Source organism: Sinorhizobium sp. BG8 (assembly GCF_016864555.1).
GTDB lineage: Bacteria > Pseudomonadota > Alphaproteobacteria > Rhizobiales > Rhizobiaceae > BG8.
This window is the reverse complement of record NZ_CP044011.1, coordinates 2,858,999-2,876,671: the sequence shown is the minus strand read 5'-3', so window position 1 is coordinate 2,876,671 and position 17,673 is coordinate 2,858,999. Positions and strand designations below refer to the sequence as shown.

Annotated in this window: 14 protein-coding genes; 2 read left to right on the top strand and 12 right to left on the bottom strand. The window is 62.3% G+C overall.

Annotated elements, in window-relative coordinates; all coding sequences use genetic code 11:
* Positions 1-4: 4 nt before the first annotated feature.
* From trkA to dusB, 6 genes are all read right to left on the bottom strand, one after another.
* Positions 5-1,381 carry a Trk system potassium transporter TrkA gene (gene trkA / locus F3Y30_RS13635; protein ID WP_203423227.1) on the bottom strand — a complete coding sequence of 459 codons (1,377 nt, stop codon included), beginning with the start codon at positions 1,379-1,381 and terminating at the stop codon, positions 5-7.
* 58 nt (positions 1,382-1,439) lie between these two features.
* Complete coding sequence (locus F3Y30_RS13630) at positions 1,440-2,804, bottom strand: sigma-54 dependent transcriptional regulator (RefSeq protein ID WP_203423226.1); 1,365 nt, start codon at positions 2,802-2,804, stop codon at positions 1,440-1,442.
* The gene (locus tag F3Y30_RS13625; protein ID WP_203423225.1) at positions 2,794-5,067 is read right to left on the bottom strand and encodes a PAS domain-containing sensor histidine kinase; all 2,274 of its coding nucleotides are present in this window, start codon (positions 5,065-5,067) and stop codon (positions 2,794-2,796) included. The genes F3Y30_RS13630 and F3Y30_RS13625 overlap by 11 nt, the downstream gene beginning before the upstream one ends.
* Before the next feature lie 210 nt (positions 5,068-5,277).
* Entirely contained in the window at positions 5,278-6,732 is a 1,455-nt protein-coding gene (gene ntrC / locus F3Y30_RS13620) for a nitrogen regulation protein NR(I) (RefSeq protein ID WP_203423224.1), read from the bottom strand.
* Positions 6,729-7,880 carry a nitrogen regulation protein NR(II) gene (locus F3Y30_RS13615; protein WP_203423223.1) on the bottom strand — a complete coding sequence of 384 codons (1,152 nt, stop codon included), beginning with the start codon at positions 7,878-7,880 and terminating at the stop codon, positions 6,729-6,731. Before F3Y30_RS13615 ends, ntrC begins: the two co-directional genes overlap by 4 nt.
* Positions 7,877-8,893 carry a tRNA dihydrouridine synthase DusB gene (gene dusB, locus F3Y30_RS13610; RefSeq protein ID WP_203423222.1) on the bottom strand — a complete coding sequence of 339 codons (1,017 nt, stop codon included), beginning with the start codon at positions 8,891-8,893 and terminating at the stop codon, positions 7,877-7,879. The genes F3Y30_RS13615 and dusB overlap by 4 nt, the downstream gene beginning before the upstream one ends.
* Before the next feature lie 156 nt (positions 8,894-9,049).
* Here dusB and F3Y30_RS13605 point away from each other — a divergent pair, with 156 nt between their 5' ends.
* Entirely contained in the window at positions 9,050-10,264 is a 1,215-nt protein-coding gene (locus F3Y30_RS13605) for a bifunctional 2-C-methyl-D-erythritol 4-phosphate cytidylyltransferase/2-C-methyl-D-erythritol 2,4-cyclodiphosphate synthase (protein WP_203423221.1), read from the top strand.
* Positions 10,261-10,764 carry a CinA family protein gene (locus tag F3Y30_RS13600; RefSeq protein ID WP_203423220.1) on the top strand — a complete coding sequence of 168 codons (504 nt, stop codon included), beginning with the start codon at positions 10,261-10,263 and terminating at the stop codon, positions 10,762-10,764. Before F3Y30_RS13605 ends, F3Y30_RS13600 begins: the two co-directional genes overlap by 4 nt.
* A 9-nt stretch (positions 10,765-10,773) precedes the next feature.
* Here the strand turns inward: F3Y30_RS13600 and F3Y30_RS13595 are convergent, their stop codons facing one another.
* From F3Y30_RS13595 to F3Y30_RS13570, 6 genes are all read right to left on the bottom strand, one after another.
* On the bottom strand, positions 10,774-11,229 hold the full coding sequence (locus F3Y30_RS13595; RefSeq protein WP_203423219.1) for a type II toxin-antitoxin system RatA family toxin: 456 nt from the start codon (positions 11,227-11,229) through the stop codon (positions 10,774-10,776).
* A gap of 94 nt (positions 11,230-11,323) precedes the next feature.
* Positions 11,324-12,736, bottom strand: a complete 1,413-nt coding sequence (locus F3Y30_RS13590) for an aminotransferase class V-fold PLP-dependent enzyme (protein WP_203426616.1) — start codon at positions 12,734-12,736, stop codon at positions 11,324-11,326.
* A 362-nt stretch (positions 12,737-13,098) separates the two neighbouring features.
* Positions 13,099-14,070: a lipoyl synthase gene (gene lipA / locus F3Y30_RS13585; RefSeq protein WP_203423218.1), complete on the bottom strand. Its 972-nt coding sequence runs from the start codon at positions 14,068-14,070 to the stop codon at positions 13,099-13,101.
* 106 nt (positions 14,071-14,176) lie between these two features.
* Positions 14,177-15,622, bottom strand: a complete 1,446-nt coding sequence (gene lpdA / locus F3Y30_RS13580) for a dihydrolipoyl dehydrogenase (protein ID WP_203423217.1) — start codon at positions 15,620-15,622, stop codon at positions 14,177-14,179.
* Between the two features lie 56 nt (positions 15,623-15,678).
* Positions 15,679-16,320: an SGNH/GDSL hydrolase family protein gene (locus tag F3Y30_RS13575; RefSeq protein WP_203423216.1), complete on the bottom strand. Its 642-nt coding sequence runs from the start codon at positions 16,318-16,320 to the stop codon at positions 15,679-15,681.
* A gap of 15 nt (positions 16,321-16,335) precedes the next feature.
* On the bottom strand, positions 16,336-17,673 hold the full coding sequence (locus F3Y30_RS13570; RefSeq protein ID WP_203423215.1) for a pyruvate dehydrogenase complex dihydrolipoamide acetyltransferase: 1,338 nt from the start codon (positions 17,671-17,673) through the stop codon (positions 16,336-16,338).

The following is a 17,673-nucleotide window of genomic DNA, read 5'->3' as shown; positions in this document are numbered from 1 at the left end:
GCCCCTAGAAAAATTGAATACTGACGCGGAAAAGCTGCTCGACGTGGCGCACGGCTTCGGCCTTGGCAAAGAGAACGACCCGATCCTTGGCCTTGACCCTGGTGTTGCCGTCCGGGCGTATGAATGTCTTGTCCCTATAGATGGCGCCTATGCGCACGCCATCCGGCAAGTCCGTCTCGCGCAGGGGCTTTCCGACGAGCGGAGAAGTCTCCAGCGCTTCTGCCTCGATCACTTCGGCGGAACCGTGCTGTACGGCATAGACGGCACGGATGCGCCCCTTGCGCACGTGCTGCAGAATGCCCGAGATCGTCACCGCCCTGGGATTGATATGGGCATCGATACCCAGGCTTTTCGTGAATTCCTGGTAGGACGGATCGTTGATCAGGACCAGGTTCTGCTTGCAGCCCAGCTTCTTCGCCATGACGCTGCCGAGGATGTTGATCTGGTCGTTGTTGGTCAGCGCCACGACGAGGTCGGCATTCTCGATATCCGCCTGCATGAGGATCTTCTGGTCGAGCGCGGAGCCGTGAAGGACGACGGCGTTGCGAAGCTTGTCGGCGACCAGGACCGCGCGCTCGCGGTCGTTCTCGATGATCTTTATGCGGGTCCTCGGCTGATGATCCTCTATCGCTTTAGCGACGAAGTAGCCGATATTGCCCCCGCCGGCGATTACGATGCGAGCCGCCTCCTGTTCCTCATGTCCGAAGAGCGAGAGCGTCCGGCGGGTGTGATCGCGGTCGCAGACGACGTAAGCGAGGTCGCCCGTCAAGAGTTCGTCCTGGGAGCTCGGAACGGACAGATGCCCATCTCGGTAGATGCCCGTTACGGTCGCATTCAGATCAGGGAAGAGTTCAGAGAGCTGCCGCAACTGCGTGTTGACGACCGGGCAATCCTCCATGCACTCGATCGCCAGCATGACCACCCGGTCTTCGGAGAAGCGGACGACATCGGTCGCGCCGGGATAGGAGATCCGGCGCAGCACCATCTTTCCGACTTCCACTTCGGGGGAAATCGTGACGTCGATCGGCAGGTTTTCCCGGGAGAACAGATCGGAATACTCGGGAGCGAGGTAGCTTTGGGAGCGAATGCGGGCAATCTTCGTCGGTACGCCGAAAAGGGAATGAGCGACCTGGCAGGCCACCATGTTTACCTCGTCGAAGAGCGTGACCGCGATGATCATGTCGGCCTGGTCAGCCCCGGCCTTCGCGAGCACTTCCGGATGAGCGCCGTGACCGACGTGACCGCTCACGTCCAGCGTCTCCGTGATCGCACTGATCAGGGATGCCTGTGTGTCGATCACCGAGACGTCGTTGCCTTCCTGGGCCAGGCGCTCCGCGATGCCGTAACCCACCCGTCCGGCACCACATATGATGACTTTCATGAATATTCCCTCGTGCGGGGCAGCAACGAATCACAAGCGGCGGCCGGCAGTTCCGGGCTTATACTCCGAGCGACTTGAGTTTTCGATGCAGAGCGGACCGCTCCATGCCCACGAACTCGGCAGTGCGCGAAATATTGCCGCCGAAACGATTGATCTGGGCGATGAGGTAGTCGCGCTCGAACATTTCGCGTGCTTCGCGCAAGGGTAGCGTCATGATGTGCTGGTCCCCCTGCGTCGAGACCTTCGGCAGCATGTCGCCGACCTCGGTGGGGAGCATATCGGCGGTAATGGCGGTATCCGGACCGTCGCTGCGGGCGAGGATCATCAACCGCTCGATATTGTTGCGCAACTGGCGGATGTTGCCGGGCCAATCGTGAGCCTGGAGGACGGCAAGCGCATCGTCGCCGATCTTGCGCGCGCGGATGCCTGCCTGCTCGCTGATCTGCCGCATGAAGAGATCGACCAGAAAAGGGATATCTTCGCGGCGTTCGGCAAGCGCGGGTACACGCACGGGCACGACGGCCAGTCGATGGTAGAGGTCTTCCCGGAACGTACCGTCCGCTATGTGGCTCTCGAGATTGTAGGCGGTGGACGAGATGATCCGGACGTCGACCTTTACCCGCTTCGAGCCGCCGACCCGCTCGAATTGCTGATCCACCAGCACGCGCAGGATCTTGTTCTGCGTCTCGCGCGGCATTTCGCCGATTTCGTCGAGATAGAGGATGCCGTTGTGAGCCTCTTCAAGCGCGCCGGTGCGTCTTGCCTGTCCCGGTCCGCCCTCCGTCCCGAAAAGAGCGATCTCCATGCGATCCGGGGTGATGGCCGCCGCGTTCAGGGCAACGAAGGGCCCGTTGGCGCGATTGGATTTTCGGTGGATCATCCGGGCGACGAGTTCCTTACCCGATCCGGACGGTCCATGAATCATGATCCGGCTGTTGGTCGGCGACACCTTGTCGATGGTCTGGCGAAGCTGGGAGACGGCGACGGACGTTCCGATCAGCTCGGCCGGATCGCCGGAGCGCTTCTTCAGTTCGCTCACCTCGCGGCGAAGCTTGGAGTTCTCGAGAGCACGCTCCGCGATCAGCACGAGCCGGTCCGCCTTGAACGGCTTCTCGATGAAATCGTAGGCCCCGCGGCGAATGGCCGATACCGCCGTTTCGATGTTCCCGTGGCCGGAAATCATCACCACGGGCAGGTCCGGATGACGGCTCTTGATCTCGTCCAGCAAGGCAAGCCCGTCCAGGCGACTTCCCTGCATCCAGATGTCCAGGAACACCAAGCGCGGAACACGGTCGCTGATCGCGGCGAGCGCGCTGTCGCTGTCGAAGGCGGTCCGGGTCTCGTGCCCTTCATCGGACAATATGCCCGAGACGATTTCGCGGATGTCTTCTTCGTCGTCGACGACCAGAATATCAGACGCCATCAGTCATTTCCTTGTTCTTGGTATCAGCACCAGAAGACATTTGATCCTCGAAGGGCAGGACTACCCGGATCATCGCTCCGTAGCCCCTGTCGAAATCTGCGGGTGCGTCGTGCAGCTCGATGTGACCGCCGTGATCCTCGATGATCTTCTTGACGATCGAGAGCCCGAGCCCGGTGCCCTTGTCGCGCATGGTCATGTAGGGTTCGAGAATGCGATGCCGGTTTTCGGTCGGAAGTCCACGACCGTTGTCGATCACATCCACGACGAATTGCTGGGCCACATCGTTCCTCCTGGCACGAACCAGGATCCTGTGGCCATCACGCACGGCATCCGCCGGCAGCCCCTCGATGGCCTCGACGGCATTCTTGATAAGGTTTCCGAAGGCCTGCCCGAGCATCCGGTTGTCGAAATGCCCGGTCAGCGGCGCGTCCCCGAATTCCTTCTGGAAGTCGACATGGGTGTTGCCCATTTCGCGAAGGAATACCGCATCCTTGAGGATCGTCCGAAGGTCGGCACGCTCCTTGGTCGGCTTCGGCATGCGGGCAAAGGCGGAGAATTCGTCAACCATTCGGCCGATATCCTCGACCTGCCGCACGATCGTGTCCGTACACTGGTCGAACACGGCCCGGTCGTCAGGGTCGATATGCTTTCCGTAACGCCTGCGAATGCGTTCCGCCGACAGCTGGATGGGCGTGAGCGGATTCTTGATCTCATGCGCGATACGACGCGCCACGTCGGCCCATGCGGTCGAGCGCTGGGCAATCACCAGGTCCGTGATGTCGTCAATCGTGATGACGTAGGACTGCTTGGCGTCCTTCGCCTCTTCGCGGGTGATCTGGACGTTCAAGGTCCGTTCCTTGCCGCCACGCATGATATTGACCTGCTGACGATGGTCGCTTCGATACCTGTTGGCGCCTTCGGCGAGGACGGCTTCGATCTCGGGCGCGACGTCCGCCAGGCGTTCGCCGACGAGGGATGCCATGGGCCGGCCCAGAACGATCTCAGCGGTCGGGTTCGCGATCGTCACGCGTCCGTCTTCCTCGACGCCGATAACGGCGGCGGTCACGCCCGAGAGCACAGCCTCGATGAAGCGGCGGCGATGATCGACCTCGTCCTTCGCGTCCAGGATCTGCTCCTGCTGAACCCGGATCTCGGCAATCATCTTGTTGAAGGTCCGCGAGAGGTTACCCACGTCGCCATCCGCGGTCCTCACGGGAACGTTGACGTCGAGATTGCCCGAGGCGACGCTGTCGGCAGCGCCGATCAGCAGGCGGATCGGGCGCACGATCCGGTCGGCGACGGCGATGGCGGTCCAGATGGCGGCGAGCAGCACGATAAGTGCGAAACCGAGGTAGAGCACCGCGAATGCGACTTGAAGCGTGGTTCGGCCGGCCTCCAGCGCGCGATACTCCGCAGCATTCTCCTCCATCAGGCGCATCGAGCGCATGACTTCGGGATCGACGGTGCGGATGGTGTAGAGGAACGAGTCCGGGATGTTGTCGAGCTTTATGACCGCGCCGACCAGATTTGTCGCGCCGGGCGGTATCAGCGTCGGTTGGCCTGCTGCGGATGCCTTCAGCGCGTCATCAGGTATGGCCGGCAGAGGCCGTTCGGTCGAGATCTTCGCCTGCAGAATCGCGGTCCCATCGGCCCGCAGCAGGAAGGCGCCAAGGAGCCCGCGGCCCCTCGCCTGGCGGGTCATCAGCTCGATGAAGCCGGTGCGGTCCAGGCTGTAAAGCTGGCGGTTCCTGTCGAGATCGTTTGCCATCGAGACCGTCTGGCCCTGCAGGTAACTGGCATTCTCGAGCATGTAGGCCTGGGCGACATTCAGCGACGAACTGACGATCGATTGCGTTCGAATGGAGAACCATCGGTCGAGACCGACATTCAGCGTAATCGATGCAAAGATCGCCACAAGGATCGCCGGCGTGATCGCGACGATCGAGAACAGGGCGACGATGCGTACGTGCAGCCTTGCTGCCGCCCTTCCGCGGCTCCGCGCCTTGAGGAGTCGTGAAATTTCCCGTCCGATCAGGAAGATAAGACCGACAACGAAAATCGCGTTGATGGATGCGGAGGCGATGACGACATTCGTCTCGGGCTTGATAGGCGTAAGCCCGAGGAGGATGAAGAGCGAGATCGTCGCCGCAACAAGCGCGCCCCCAGCCAGTACCAGCCCCGGTAACGCGAAGGACGCCCGGCGATCGGAACCGCCGTTCGCATGCTGTTGCGTGGTGCCAACCAGGGTCGTCCCCTCAGCCATAGTCCGCTTCTCTGCTCGCGGGCGGGGCGTACGCTCCACCCATATTCCATTGCCGGCGTATTCCGGAAACCCGAACGGGCACGCGGTCGCTGTTCAGATACCTCTGGGAACAAGCTGCATTCCGCTGTCGCAAGAGCTGCGGACGCAGATTCCATCTGTTACCATGAAGCAACATATTGTGGCGAAAATGCAACGCCGGGAGGGGCAGTGTCAAGCGGAACGGGAGCTTCTGTACACGGAAACTCCGAGTTCCCGTATCTTCTTGCGCAACGTGTTCCGGTTGAGACCGAGAAGGTCTGCAGCCTTGATCTGGTTACCCCTGGTTGCCGTCAGGGCGGCCAGGATTAGGGGATATTCCATTTCGGCGAGCACGCGATCGTAGAGGCCCGAAGGCGGAAGTCCTTCGCCGAAGCTTGCGAAATACTGGCGCATGTTCTCTTCGACCGCCTGAGAGATCGACATCGAACCGCTGCGCGTGGCCGCCTTCTCTATCGGACTGTCGGGAATGTCGGAGCGCAATTCGCTCTCGATGATTTCGCGCGTGATCACGTCCTGAGGATAGAGCGCGGTCAGGCGGCGCACGACGTTTTCGAGTTCGCGAACGTTGCCCGGCCACGGATGCGCCTTCATGAGCTCCAGCGCTTCCTGGTCAAACCTCTTTGCGTCGAGCCCTTCCTTCTCGGCCTGCTGGACGAAATGGCGAACGAGGTCGGGAATGTCCTCGGCGCGATCGCGAAGCGGCGGTAGACGCAGGGGAACGACGTTGAGACGATAGTAGAGGTCTTCGCGGAAAAGCCCTTGATTGATTGACTGTTTCAGGTCCTTGTTCGTGGCCGCGACAATTCGGACATCCGTACGGATCGGGGTGCGACCGCCGACGGTGGTGTATTCCCCCTGTTGCAGCACCCGAAGAAGACGGGTCTGGGCATCCATCGGCATGTCACCGATCTCGTCGAGGAAGAGGGTTCCGCCTTCAGCCTGCTCAAAGCGGCCCGTCGAACGGTTCTGCGCGCCGGTAAACGCCCCCTTCTCATGCCCGAAGAGTTCCGACTCGATCAGGTCGCGCGGAATGGCGGCCATGTTGATCGCCACGAACGGTCCGTTTCGACGCTTGCCGTAGTCGTGGAGCGCACGCGCCACCAGTTCCTTGCCGGTACCCGATTCGCCTGTGATCATGAGCGTGAGGTCGGTCTGCATCAGACGCGCCAGGACACGGTAGATTTCCTGCATGGCAGCAGAGCGGCCGACGAGCGGCATGCCATCCTGCATGTCGTCGTCCTGCTTCGGCGGCTTGCGCTTCGGCTCGGCCAGCGCCCGACCGATGATGGCAATCAATTCGGTCAGGTCGAAGGGCTTCGGAAGGTAGTCGTAGGCACCTTTCTCGGATGCCTTGATCGCCGTCATGAATGTGTTCTGGGCGCTCATGACCAGGACCGGCAGATCCGGCCGCGCCTTCTTGATGCGCGGCAGCAGATCGAAGGCATTCTCATCCGGCATCACCACGTCCGTGACGACGATGTCGCCGTCGCCCGCGGCAATCCAGCGCCAAAGCGTTGCGGCATTCGAGGTGATGCGGACGTCGTAGCCGGCGCGGCTCAATGCCTGATTGAGCACTGTGCGGATCGCTGCATCATCGTCTGCAACAAGGACTGTGGCACCTGTCATCGGGAATGTCCTCTGGTCGTGGAGGTATCGTCGTCTTCGCTCACGCCCTTGGAAGCCGGCATGAGCACGCGGAAGGTCGTGCGGTGGCTCTGACTGTCACATTCGATGATGCCGCCGTGTCCGCCGATGATCTTGGCGACCAGCGCCAGACCAAGGCCGGAACCGTTCGTCTTGGTGGTTATGAACGGGTCAAAGAGATGCGGCAGCAGATCGGACGGGACACCAGGCCCGTTATCGTGAACGCAGAATTCGAGAGGCAGCGAGATCTTTTCCCGCGTTCCTGCAACAGACAGGCGAATGCCGGGGCGATAGGCCGTCGTCAGCATGATCTCGCCGTCCGTCTTGTCGCCGATCGCCTCGGCGGCGTTCTTGATCAGGTTCAGGAACACCTGGACGAGCTGGTCCCGATTGGCGAAGACCGGCGGCAGGGACGGGTCGTAGTTCTCGGTGATCTTGATATGGCGGGCGAAACCGGCTTTCGCCACGGCCTTCACGTGATCGAGCACGGAGTGAATGTTCAGCGGAACGCGATCCACTGGACGTTCGTCCGAAAAGACTTCCATGCGGTCGACCAGCGACACGATGCGATCGGTCTCGTCGCATATGAGGCGCGTCAGGGCGCGGTCCTCGTCGATCACGGACGTTTCAAGAAGCTGCGCCGCACCGCGTATGCCCGACAAGGGATTCTTGATCTCGTGCGCGAGCATGGAAGCGAGCCCGGTCACGGAGCGCGCCGCCGCCCTGTGGGTGAGCTGCCGGTCGATCTTGTCGGCCATCGATCGTTCCTGGAAGACGATAACCACGGATCCGGGCAGACTGGTCACCGGCGCTACATAGAGATCGACGAGCTTGTCGGCGCCGAGCCGCGGCGAGCTCAGGTCGACGCGGTATTCGTTGACCGGTGCCCGGCGCTCCCGGACCTGGTCGATCAAGGTCAGGAGCGGGCTGCCGAAGGGAATGAAGGTATTGACCGTGTTCCGAGCGAGGTACTGGGCGCTTGCCCCAAAAAAGGATTCCGCTTCCCAGTTAGCAAAGGCGATCAGCCCCGCCTCGTCGACAAGTATGACCGGATTCTGGACGGCGTTGAGAACCGCCATGGCGAGGCCGTTGCCGTTCGCCGGATCGTCGTTGCGCTTGCCGCTGTTCATGCCGCTTTCACTTCCTGAATTGCCGCCTCCGCGCGCAGAGTTTCACCCATGCGATCGATTACGAACGCGGTGTCGCGCGAGGTCAGGATCTCCGCCTTCGATTGCGACGGCAGATCCGTCGCATGGCGCTCGATATACCAGCCAAGATGCTTGCGAGCATGACGGAGCCCGGCCTCCGGACCATAAAAGTCGAGCATCATGCGATAGTGTTCGACAACGAGGGCAGCAAGATCCTCGCCCGCCGGCGCGCTGCAGGCTCCGGCGAGAACCGCCGGATGCCAGGGCCGCCCCTGAGCCGAGCGTCCGAGCATCACCGCGTCCGCGCCCGAGCGCCGCAGGATCTCCCGCGCATCCTCTACTGTGTCCACATCACCATTGGCGACGAGCGGGACCGAGATGCAATCGCGGACGGCGCGAATGGCGTCCCAATCCGCCCTGCCCTCGTAGAATTGCATGCGGGTACGCCCATGCACCGTGATCATCTTTACGCCCGCCTCTTCGGCGCGCCTCGCAATCTCGGGTGCATTGATCGAGTTGTGGTCCCAGCCGAGACGCATCTTCAGCGTGACCGGCACCTTCACTGCATTCACCGTCGCCGAAACGAGGGTCAAAGCGTGATCGGGATCGCGCATCAGTGCCGAACCGGAATAGCCACCGATGACCTTTTTGGCCGGGCAGCCCATGTTGATGTCGATGATGTCCGCACCGTTCGCCTCGGCTATACGGGCGGCCTCGCCCATCCAGTGCGCGTCGCGACCGGCGAGCTGCACCATATGCGGACGAATCCCGCAGTTGCGGATGCGAGCCCAGGACTCGGGGGAGTTGACTGCGAGTTCACGGCTTGCGACCATCTCGGTCACGACGAGCCCTGCACCGAAGCGCCACGCCAACTCGCGGAACGGCAGGTCGGTGACGCCGGACATCGGCGCCAGTACCACGCGATTGCGCAGCGTCTGGTGACCGATGGTCAACGGCTCGGACAGGGAGGCATTCAGCAAGTGCTTATCTTTCAAGCAGTCCTCGTTTCTGCACTATTTTTAGACATAGTTCCCGCGCTTGCCAAGCCTCTTTAAGAGGCAAACGTAAAATTCCCCAGACGGCTGGAATTGTGATTGCGTTCAGTCTAAACCGGCCCGAAACGCTTTGAATTTGCGAGGCCCGGGTTCGACATGCAGGCAAAGGAACGGATATCCTGCGGCGTGATCATTGTCGCAGCCGGACGCGGCGAACGCGCCGGAGCACACGCCGAAGGACCCAAGCAGTACCGCCGCATCGGCGGAAGGCCGGTGATCTCCCACACTCTGGATATTTTTGTCAATTGGCCGCACGCCGAAAGGATCGTCGCGGTCATTCACCCGGACGACGTCGCGCTTTTCGAACAGGCAAGCCAAGAGGCGAACCCGGCCGGCGACCGACTTGTCACAGTGCTCGGCGGAGCGACCCGCCAACAATCCGTGCTTGCCGGCCTGGAGGCCCTCGACGGAACGGGCGTGACACATGTTCTCATCCAGGATGCCGTGCGTCCCTTTGTCGATGATGGCATTCTTGCGCGCACCATAGCAGCCTTCACCGAGGGAGAGCGCGCGGTGTTGCCCGCAATGGCCGTCGCCGATACGCTGAAGCGTGCCGATGGCCGGGGCATGGTGGCAGACACGGTTAATCGCGCCGGCCTCTACGCAGCCCAGACGCCGCAGTCTTTCGAGTTTCGGGCGATCCTCGATGCCCATCACCGGGTGGCCTCTCAAGGGCTCGCAGACTTTACCGACGACGCGGCGATTGCCGAATGGGCCGGTATCCCTGTGCGGCTGATCGAAGGCGCGGCGGGGAATGTAAAGCTGACAGTACAGAAGGACATCCGCATGGCAGACCAGCGGCTCGGCTCGCAGACACTCCCGGATGTGAGGACAGGCAACGGCTACGACGTCCACCAGCTCGTGGACGGCGATGGCGTGACGCTGTGCGGCGTCTTCCTTCCGCACGACCAGAGGCTTTCCGGGCATTCCGACGCCGACGTGGCCCTGCATGCGCTGACGGACGCCCTTCTTGCCACATGCGGGGCGGGCGACATCGGCGATCACTTTCCGCCTTCGGATCCCCAATGGAAGGGCGCGGCATCGCGGATCTTCCTGGAGCATGCCGCCGCAATCGTCAGAAGCCGTGGCGGCACGATCATGAACGCCGACATCTCGCTCATCGCCGAGGCACCCAAGATCGGTCCGCGTCGGGAGGAGATGCGACGAAACCTCGCCGAGATGCTCGGAATCGCGCTCGACCGATGCTCGGTCAAGGCAACCACGAACGAGAAGATCGGCTTCGTTGGTCGACGCGAAGGGATCGCGGCGATCGCCACGGCCACGGTGGTCTTTGCGGGAAGCAACCCATGAGCATGTGGCCTGCCGATCTGGAAGCATTGGCTCGCGACATCATCACGGATTTCCCGGCACGAAATCTGATGGTGGCCACGGCGGAATCTTGCACCGGCGGCCTTATCGCCGGCGCCCTGACCGAGATCGCCGGCTCGTCGGCTGTGGTGGAGCGAGGCTTCGTCACCTACTCCAACCAGGCGAAGATGGACCTGCTCGGCGTGAAGTCCGCGACGCTTGAAGCCCATGGAGCGGTCTCTCGGCAGACGGCCGAGGAAATGGCGGCGGGCGCACTCGCGCATTCAAGGGCTGACATTTCAGTGGCGGTCACGGGGATTGCAGGTCCGGGTGGCGGGTCGGAAGAAAAGCCGGTCGGGCTCGTCCACATCGCCGCGACGACCCGCGCAGGCAAAGGGAAGCACAGAGAGATGCGCTACGGTGACATCGGGCGGGACCAGATCCGGCTTGCAACCGTCCGGACGGCGCTTCAGATGCTTAGAGACCTTGCAACGCTCCGCTGACAGGCCTCGTCATGCGGATGGCTTGTAGACCTGATCCGCCCTCTTCTCAAAGGCATCAGTGAACATCCGGAAGGCCCTGTCGAACATCGACCCCATCAGCGCACCGAGAATGCGGCTCTTGAATTCGTAGTCGATGTAGAAGTGCACGATGGATGTCCCATCGCCCCGCTCTTCGAAGCGCCAGCGATTGTCGAGGTACTTGAAGGGACCGTCGATGTACTTGACGTCGATGACACGCTCTTCCTTGCTGAGCAGGACCTGCGTGGTGAAGGTTTCGCGGATCGCCTTGTAACCCACCGTCATGTCGGCGATCAGCAGCACCTTGCCGTTCCGCTCCTTGCGGCTGCGTATGGTGAGAGCTTCGCACAGCGGCAGGAATTCCGGGTAGCGCTCGACGTCGGCGACAAGATCGAACATCTGCTCGGATGTGTGGGGAACGGAGTGGTTGGTTTCGAAATGGGGCATGGCAACCAGATATTCAATCGCCTCGAACGAGACAAGATGTGTGCGCCTGCAAGCGCGTTCTTTGCTACCAGTTGCGGCTGATCTCAGCGAGTTCCTACTCGCCGCCGAGCGCTTTGACGCGGTCAAGGGCCTGTTTGATCGCCGTTGCAGCCCTCTCCGCCTCCACCTCATCAGTCTGGTAGTTGCTGATGGACAGGCGCATGACCTGCAGGCCGCGCCACTCGGCGCCGCCGGTGAAAATTTCACCCTCCTCCTGGATCGCCGCGATCACCGCCCTCGTCAGCCTGTCACCGCGCTCCGGCTCAAGCGATGCGCCGAAGCGAATGATCATCTGGTTGAGATCGACGGAGTTGATAACGGCGATGTCCGGATGCTGGCCAAGTGCCTCCGCCAGCGCCGCCGCTGCGCGGCAGTTGCGTTCGACCATCCGGGCAATTCCCTCGCGTCCGAGATGCTTGATCATCGCCCAGGTAGCAAAGCCGCGCGCGCGCCGCGACAGTTCGGGCACATAATGGCTCGGATCCCGCTCTCCCATTGAAGCTGTCGGTAGGTAGCTCGCAGCGATTGTCATCGCCCTGCGGTGTGCGGCTTCGTCACGAACGATCGCGTAGCCGCAATCATAGGGGGTTTGAAGCCATTTGTGCCCGTCCGTCGCCCAGCTGTCGGCGAGGTCGACGCCGCGTGAAAGATGTCGCAGTGCGGGGGTTACCTGCGCCCAGAGACCGAAAGCGCCATCCACGTGAATCCAGGCGCCTCGTTCCCGTGCGATCGGGACGAGCGTGGAAAAGTCGTCGAAAGCGCCCGAATTGATCTGACCCGCCTGGAGGATGACGATGCACGGCCCCTCGATCGCCGCCATCAGTGCCGCGAACGCATCAGGCCGGATCCGTCCCTCCCGATCGGTGGGAAGGCGGACGACCCTGTCGTGGCCTAGGCCGAGATACTGGAGGGCGGAAAAGACAGTCGTATGGGCATCGTCTCCGATCAAAACGGAAACGGGCGGCGCGCCGAACAGACCGTTTGCGTCCGGATCCCAGCCAACCCGCCTCAGGACCGCGCCGCGTGCGGCCGCTAGGCACGTGAAGTTAGCGATTGTCGCACCGGTTACGAAGCCGACGGAACTCTCGCGCGGAAGGTCGAGAAGTTCGAGGAGCCATCGGGCCGCCACGGTTTCCACCGCTGAAGCGGAGGGAGCCGCCACATGGTTGCCGGCATTCTGTCCCCATGCGGAGGTGAGCATGTCCGCCGCAACGCCGGCCGGATGTGAGCCGCCGATGACCCAGCCGAAAAACCGCGGGCCGACCATCAGATGAAGCCCCGCCTCGGCGCGCGACACTAAATCAGCGATCACGGCCTCCGGCTCGCACGCCTCCACCGGCAGCGGTTCAGAAAATGCCGCGAGACTTTCCGCATATCCCCGAACAGGTCGGTGCGGTCGGTCCGGCACGGAATTGCGATACCGCGCAGCCTCGGCGGCCGCGACCCTGAAAAGCGCCTCCGTGTCCATCGGCAACCCACTTTCGCGCACGAGCCATCGCTCCCGCTTCCCCGCGAAAGCTTCATGAGCAGCCTACCCTCAAGGGTACAAGCCGACAATTACCTCAATTGGTGACTTTCGCCGGGCCAGGAGACTTTTGGGGATTGATGGGGGACGATTCCCCTGCCCGGCTCGCTTTGTTGCCCCGAAGCGCCGCTACCGGATCGGCCAACCAGATAACTCTGGCAAGCGATCACGAGAGCCCTCGAAACCGCGACAAGCGTCGAATCTGAATCAAACTTGCCATTGAAAGCATTGCCCATTTCTTCGCCCTCAAACGCAGTCGGGCCGAGGTCTTGCAACCCCGGCCCGTGCGATCATGGATAAAGAACTTACTCGGCTGCGGCGAGAAGCTTCTTTTCGCGCGCTGCCCTCAATCGTGCGAAGTCGTCACCCGCGTGATGCGAAGAGCGCGTGAGCGGGCTGGAGGCTACCATCAGGAAGCCTTTGGTATAGGCAACCGTCTCATAGGACTTGAACTCCTCCGGCGTAACGAACTTCTCGACCTTGTGGTGCTTGCGGGTCGGCTGCAGGTACTGGCCGATGGTCAGGAAGTCGACGTCCGCCGTGCGCAGGTCGTCCATCAGCTGGAGCACTTCGTTGCGCTCCTCACCGAGGCCGACCATGATGCCGGACTTGGTGAACATGGTGGGGTCCAGTTCCTTCACCCGCTGCAAAAGACGGACCGAATGGAAGTAGCGCGCACCCGGGCGAACCGTGAGATAGTTACCCGGAACAGTTTCCATGTTGTGGTTGAAGACGTCCGGCTTGGCAGCGACGACGCGCTCCAACGCACCGGGCTTCTTCAGGAAGTCGGGGGTCAGGATCTCGATCGTGGTGGTAGGCGATGCGGCGCGGATCGCCCAGATCACCTTCTCGAAATGCTCCGCTCCACCGTCGTCGAGATCGTCGCGGTCAACCGAGGTGATGACGACGTGGCTCAGGCCCATCTCTCTCACGGCCTTTGCGACATTCTCCGGCTCGGCCATGTCGAGCGCATTCGGCTTGCCGGTCGATACGTTGCAGAAGGCGCAAGCGCGGGTACAGATCTCGCCCATGATCATGAAGGTCGCGTGCTTCTTGTCCCAGCACTCGCCGATGTTGGGGCAGCCCGCTTCCTCGCAGACCGTCACGAGCTTGTGCTCCTTCACGATCGAGCGGGTCTCCTGGTAGCCCTTTGAGACGGGCGCCTTAACGCGGATCCACTCCGGCTTTCGCAGAACTTCCGTATCGGGACGATGCGCCTTTTCCGGATGGCGGATGCGCTTTTCCCCGATATTGGTTCTGTCAAGAATGGTGACCATGCTGCCGTCTTTCCGCTTCGCCGGGCAATCTCGCCCTCGCTGGCCCTTCGCTCCGGCCGATATAGGGGCCGGAGCGGCTCTTAATCAAGTGCGATCTCTATTTCGCTCAGGCGTTCAGCGCACGCCCATAGGCGTCGAGCACGCTTTCCTTCAACGTTTCCGAGATGGTCGGGTGCGGGAAGATCGTGTGCATGAGCTCTTCCTCTGTTGTCTCGAGGTTCATTGCGACCACGAAGCCCTGGATGAGTTCGGTCACTTCCGCGCCAACCAGATGGGCGCCGAGAAGCTCGCCCGTCTTCTTGTCGAAGATCGTCTTGACGAGACCCTGATCCTCGCCGAGCGCGATCGCCTTGCCGTTTGCCACGAAGGGGAACCGGCCGACGCGAATTTCGCGGCCCTGTTCCTTGGCCTTGGCTTCCGTCAGGCCGACGGAGGCGACCTGCGGATGGCAGTAGGTGCAGCCCGGGATCTTCAGCTTGTCCATCGGATGCACGTTCGGCAGGCCCGCAATCTTCTCGATGCAGATGACCGCCTCGTGCTCGGCCTTGTGGGCGAGCATCGGCGGACCGGCGACGTCGCCGATCGCATAGATACCCGGAACATTCGTCCGGCCGTAGCCGTCGATGGCGATGAAGCCGCGGTCGGTCTTCACGCCGAGCGCTTCAAGGCCGATATTCTCGATGTTCGCCTGAACGCCGACAGCCGAGATCATCCGGTCGGCCGTGATCTTCTCCACCTTGCCGTCCTTCATCTCGACATGGGCGGTGATCGAATTGGCAGCCTTCTCCACCTTAGTGACCTTCGCCTCCAGATGGATTCTCATGCCCTGCTTTTCGAACTGCTTCTTGGCGAGTGCCGAGATTTCCGCATCCTCGACCGGCATCACGGTCGACATGACCTCGACCACGGTAACGTCGACGCCGAGCGTGCGGTAGAAGGAGGCGAACTCGATGCCGATTGCGCCCGACCCCATGACGAGCAGGGACTTCGGCATCTCTTCCGGTTTCATTGCCTCGAAATAGGTCCAGATCAGCTTGCCATCCGGCTCGATGCCCGGAAGCGCCCGGGGACGGGCACCCGTTGCAATGACGATGTGCTTTGCCGTGTAGGTGCCTTCCGGCAGAACGTTCTTCGGCAGCGGTGCCTGCGGCTCGACCGGCTTCTTCGAAGTCTTGGAGACGACAATCTCGCCGGGCTTGGAAAGCTTCGCCTCGCCCCAGATGATGTCAACCTTGTTCTTCTTCATGAGGAAGCCGACGCCGCCATTCATGCGCTGCGCGATGCCGCGCGAGCGGGCGACGATCGCCTTCAGATCCGGGGTCACCGAACCTTCGATCTTCACGCCGTAGTCGCCCGGATGTTTCGCATAGTGGAAGATCTCGGCGGAGCGCAGCAGGGCCTTGGTCGGGATACAACCCCAGTTGGAGCAGATGCCGGCGAGATGCTCCCGCTCGACGATCGCGGTCTTGAGGCCAAGCTGCGCCGCACGGATCGCGGCGATGTAGCCGCCCGGACCCGAACCGATAACGATGACGTCGTAGTTTTGAGCCATGTCGTTTCCTGCCTTTTTGATGCGGCGCACAGATCGGGCTGCCGCTTATTGTCTTTTCACAGTCCGAGCATCATGCGCACGACCGGTTCGATGCCCCGGCCGATCGCACGCGTGTTTTCCGCATCGAGATGGACGCCGTCGAGCGGCGTCGTCCTTGCCACCGAGCCTGCGTCGAAGAAACCGCAGTCCTTTTCGTCCGCCAGATCGGCATAGAGCGTGGCGAGCATCGCCGACTGCGCGACGCCACCAGAAAACATCGCCGCAAAGGCCGTGTTCGCCGTCTCGCAAAGCGCTGGCGGCGATACGATCAGGATCTCCGGACCGTCCTCGTCGCCGAACGACCAGGCGTGATGGCGAACCAGCTCCACCAGTCGTTCCATGCCCTGAACCGCACCGAACGCCGTTCCGGCGATAACCGGCTTCATGTCGTTCGCCCCGAGCATCAAGATCACCAGATCGAGCGGCCCGTGGGTGTGCAGGATCGTGGGCAGGATACGCGCGCCGTTGCGGTCACAATCCGCCAGATGATCGTCATAGGCCGTGGTGCGGCCGTTGAGACCTTCAGCGATCACCTGCACCTGCGGACCGAGCGCCTTCTGCAGAACGCTCGGCCAGCGATCCTCCAGCGCATGGCGCCCGAGCGTCTCCGCGTCGTAACCCCAGGTCAGAGAATCGCCGTAGCAGAGGACAGTTTTCATCACGGCGCTCCAGCCTTAGACGAGCATCCCCATCGGGTTCTCGATGTAGCGCTTGAATGCACCGAGCAGCTCTGCGCCAAGCGCACCGTCGACGCAGCGGTGGTCGGTGGAGAGCGTGACTGTCATCGCATTCACGATGACCATCTGGCCCTTCTTGACCACAACCCGCTCCTCGCCGGCGCCGACCGCGAGGATCGTCGCATGCGGCGGATTGACAACCGCGGCGAAGTTCTTGACGCCCATCATGCCCATGTTGGACACGGCGGTGGTTCCGCCCTGGTACTCCTCAGGCTTCAGCTTGCGCTCCTTGGCCCGCTTGCCGAGGTCCTTCATCTCGTTGGAGATGGCGGAGAGGCTCTTCAGCTCGGCGCTGCGGATGATCGGGGTGATCAGTCCGCCCGGAATGGAGACGGCGACGCCGACATCGGCGTGCTTGTGCTTGACCATGTTGGACTCGGTCCACGAGACGTTGGCGTCCGGAACGTCGCGAAGCGCGAGTGCCATGGCCTTGATCACCATGTCATTGACCGAGAGCTTGTAGGCAGGCTTGCCGTCCTTCTCAGGTGCCGAAGCGTTGATCTGCGCGCGCAGCGCCAGCAACGCGTCGAGCTCGCAATCGACCGATACGTAGAAGTGCGGGATCGTCTGCTTCGATTCGACCAGGCGCTTGGCGATGGTCTTGCGCATGCCGTCATGCGCAACGAGCTCATAGGAGCCCGGCTCGAAGAGCTTGAGGACGGCATCGTCCGACATGCCCTTCGCGGGGGCGGCAGGTGCCGCAGCGGCAGCCGCAGCAGGCGCGGCCTTGGCGCCACCACCGGCAACCGCGGCCTCCACGTCCTTCTTCACGACGCGACCATGCGGACCCGTGCCGGACACGGCCGATATGTCGATCCCCGCCTCCTTGGCGAGACGACGGGCCAAAGGCGAGGAAAAGGTTCGCTGTCCGTCCGCCTTGCTCGCGGCAGGTACCGCAGCCGGAGCAGCCGGCACCGGTGCCGGAGCGGGTTGCGATTTCGCTTCCGCGGCGGGCGCGGCAGCCTGTGCAGGCGCATCGGCCTTGGCCGCCGGGGCAGCTCCGGCACCTGAGGCCGCGGCCTTCACATCCTCGCCGTCAGCGGCGAGAACCGCGATCACCGTGTTGACCTTGACCCCTTCGGTTCCGGCAGGAACGACGATCTTGGCCACCGTTCCCTCGTCGACCGCTTCCACTTCCATGGTCGCCTTGTCGGTCTCGATCTCGGCAATCACATCGCCGGACTTGATCGTGTCGCCTTCCTTGACGAGCCACTTGGCGAGATTGCCTTCTTCCATCGTCGGCGAAAGGGCGGGCATCGTGATGTTGATCGGCAT

Coding starts and splice junctions, on each gene's coding strand:
- trkA (WP_203423227.1), bottom strand. CDS start 1,381: ATGAAAGTCATCATATGTGGTGCCGGACGGGTGGGTTACGGCATCGCG.
- F3Y30_RS13630 (WP_203423226.1), bottom strand. CDS start 2,804: ATGGCGTCTGATATTCTGGTCGTCGACGACGAAGAAGACATCCGCGAA.
- F3Y30_RS13625 (WP_203423225.1), bottom strand. CDS start 5,067: ATGGCTGAGGGGACGACCCTGGTTGGCACCACGCAACAGCATGCGAAC.
- ntrC (WP_203423224.1), bottom strand. CDS start 6,732: ATGACAGGTGCCACAGTCCTTGTTGCAGACGATGATGCAGCGATCCGC.
- F3Y30_RS13615 (WP_203423223.1), bottom strand. CDS start 7,880: ATGAACAGCGGCAAGCGCAACGACGATCCGGCGAACGGCAACGGCCTC.
- F3Y30_RS13605 (WP_203423221.1), top strand. CDS start 9,050: ATGCAGGCAAAGGAACGGATATCCTGCGGCGTGATCATTGTCGCAGCC.
- F3Y30_RS13600 (WP_203423220.1), top strand. CDS start 10,261: ATGAGCATGTGGCCTGCCGATCTGGAAGCATTGGCTCGCGACATCATC.
- F3Y30_RS13595 (WP_203423219.1), bottom strand. CDS start 11,229: ATGCCCCATTTCGAAACCAACCACTCCGTTCCCCACACATCCGAGCAG.
- F3Y30_RS13590 (WP_203426616.1), bottom strand. CDS start 12,736: ATGGACACGGAGGCGCTTTTCAGGGTCGCGGCCGCCGAGGCTGCGCGG.
- lipA (WP_203423218.1), bottom strand. CDS start 14,070: ATGGTCACCATTCTTGACAGAACCAATATCGGGGAAAAGCGCATCCGC.
- lpdA (WP_203423217.1), bottom strand. CDS start 15,622: ATGGCTCAAAACTACGACGTCATCGTTATCGGTTCGGGTCCGGGCGGC.
- F3Y30_RS13575 (WP_203423216.1), bottom strand. CDS start 16,320: ATGAAAACTGTCCTCTGCTACGGCGATTCTCTGACCTGGGGTTACGAC.
- F3Y30_RS13570 (WP_203423215.1), bottom strand. CDS start 17,673: ATGCCGATCAACATCACGATGCCCGCCCTTTCGCCGACGATGGAAGAA.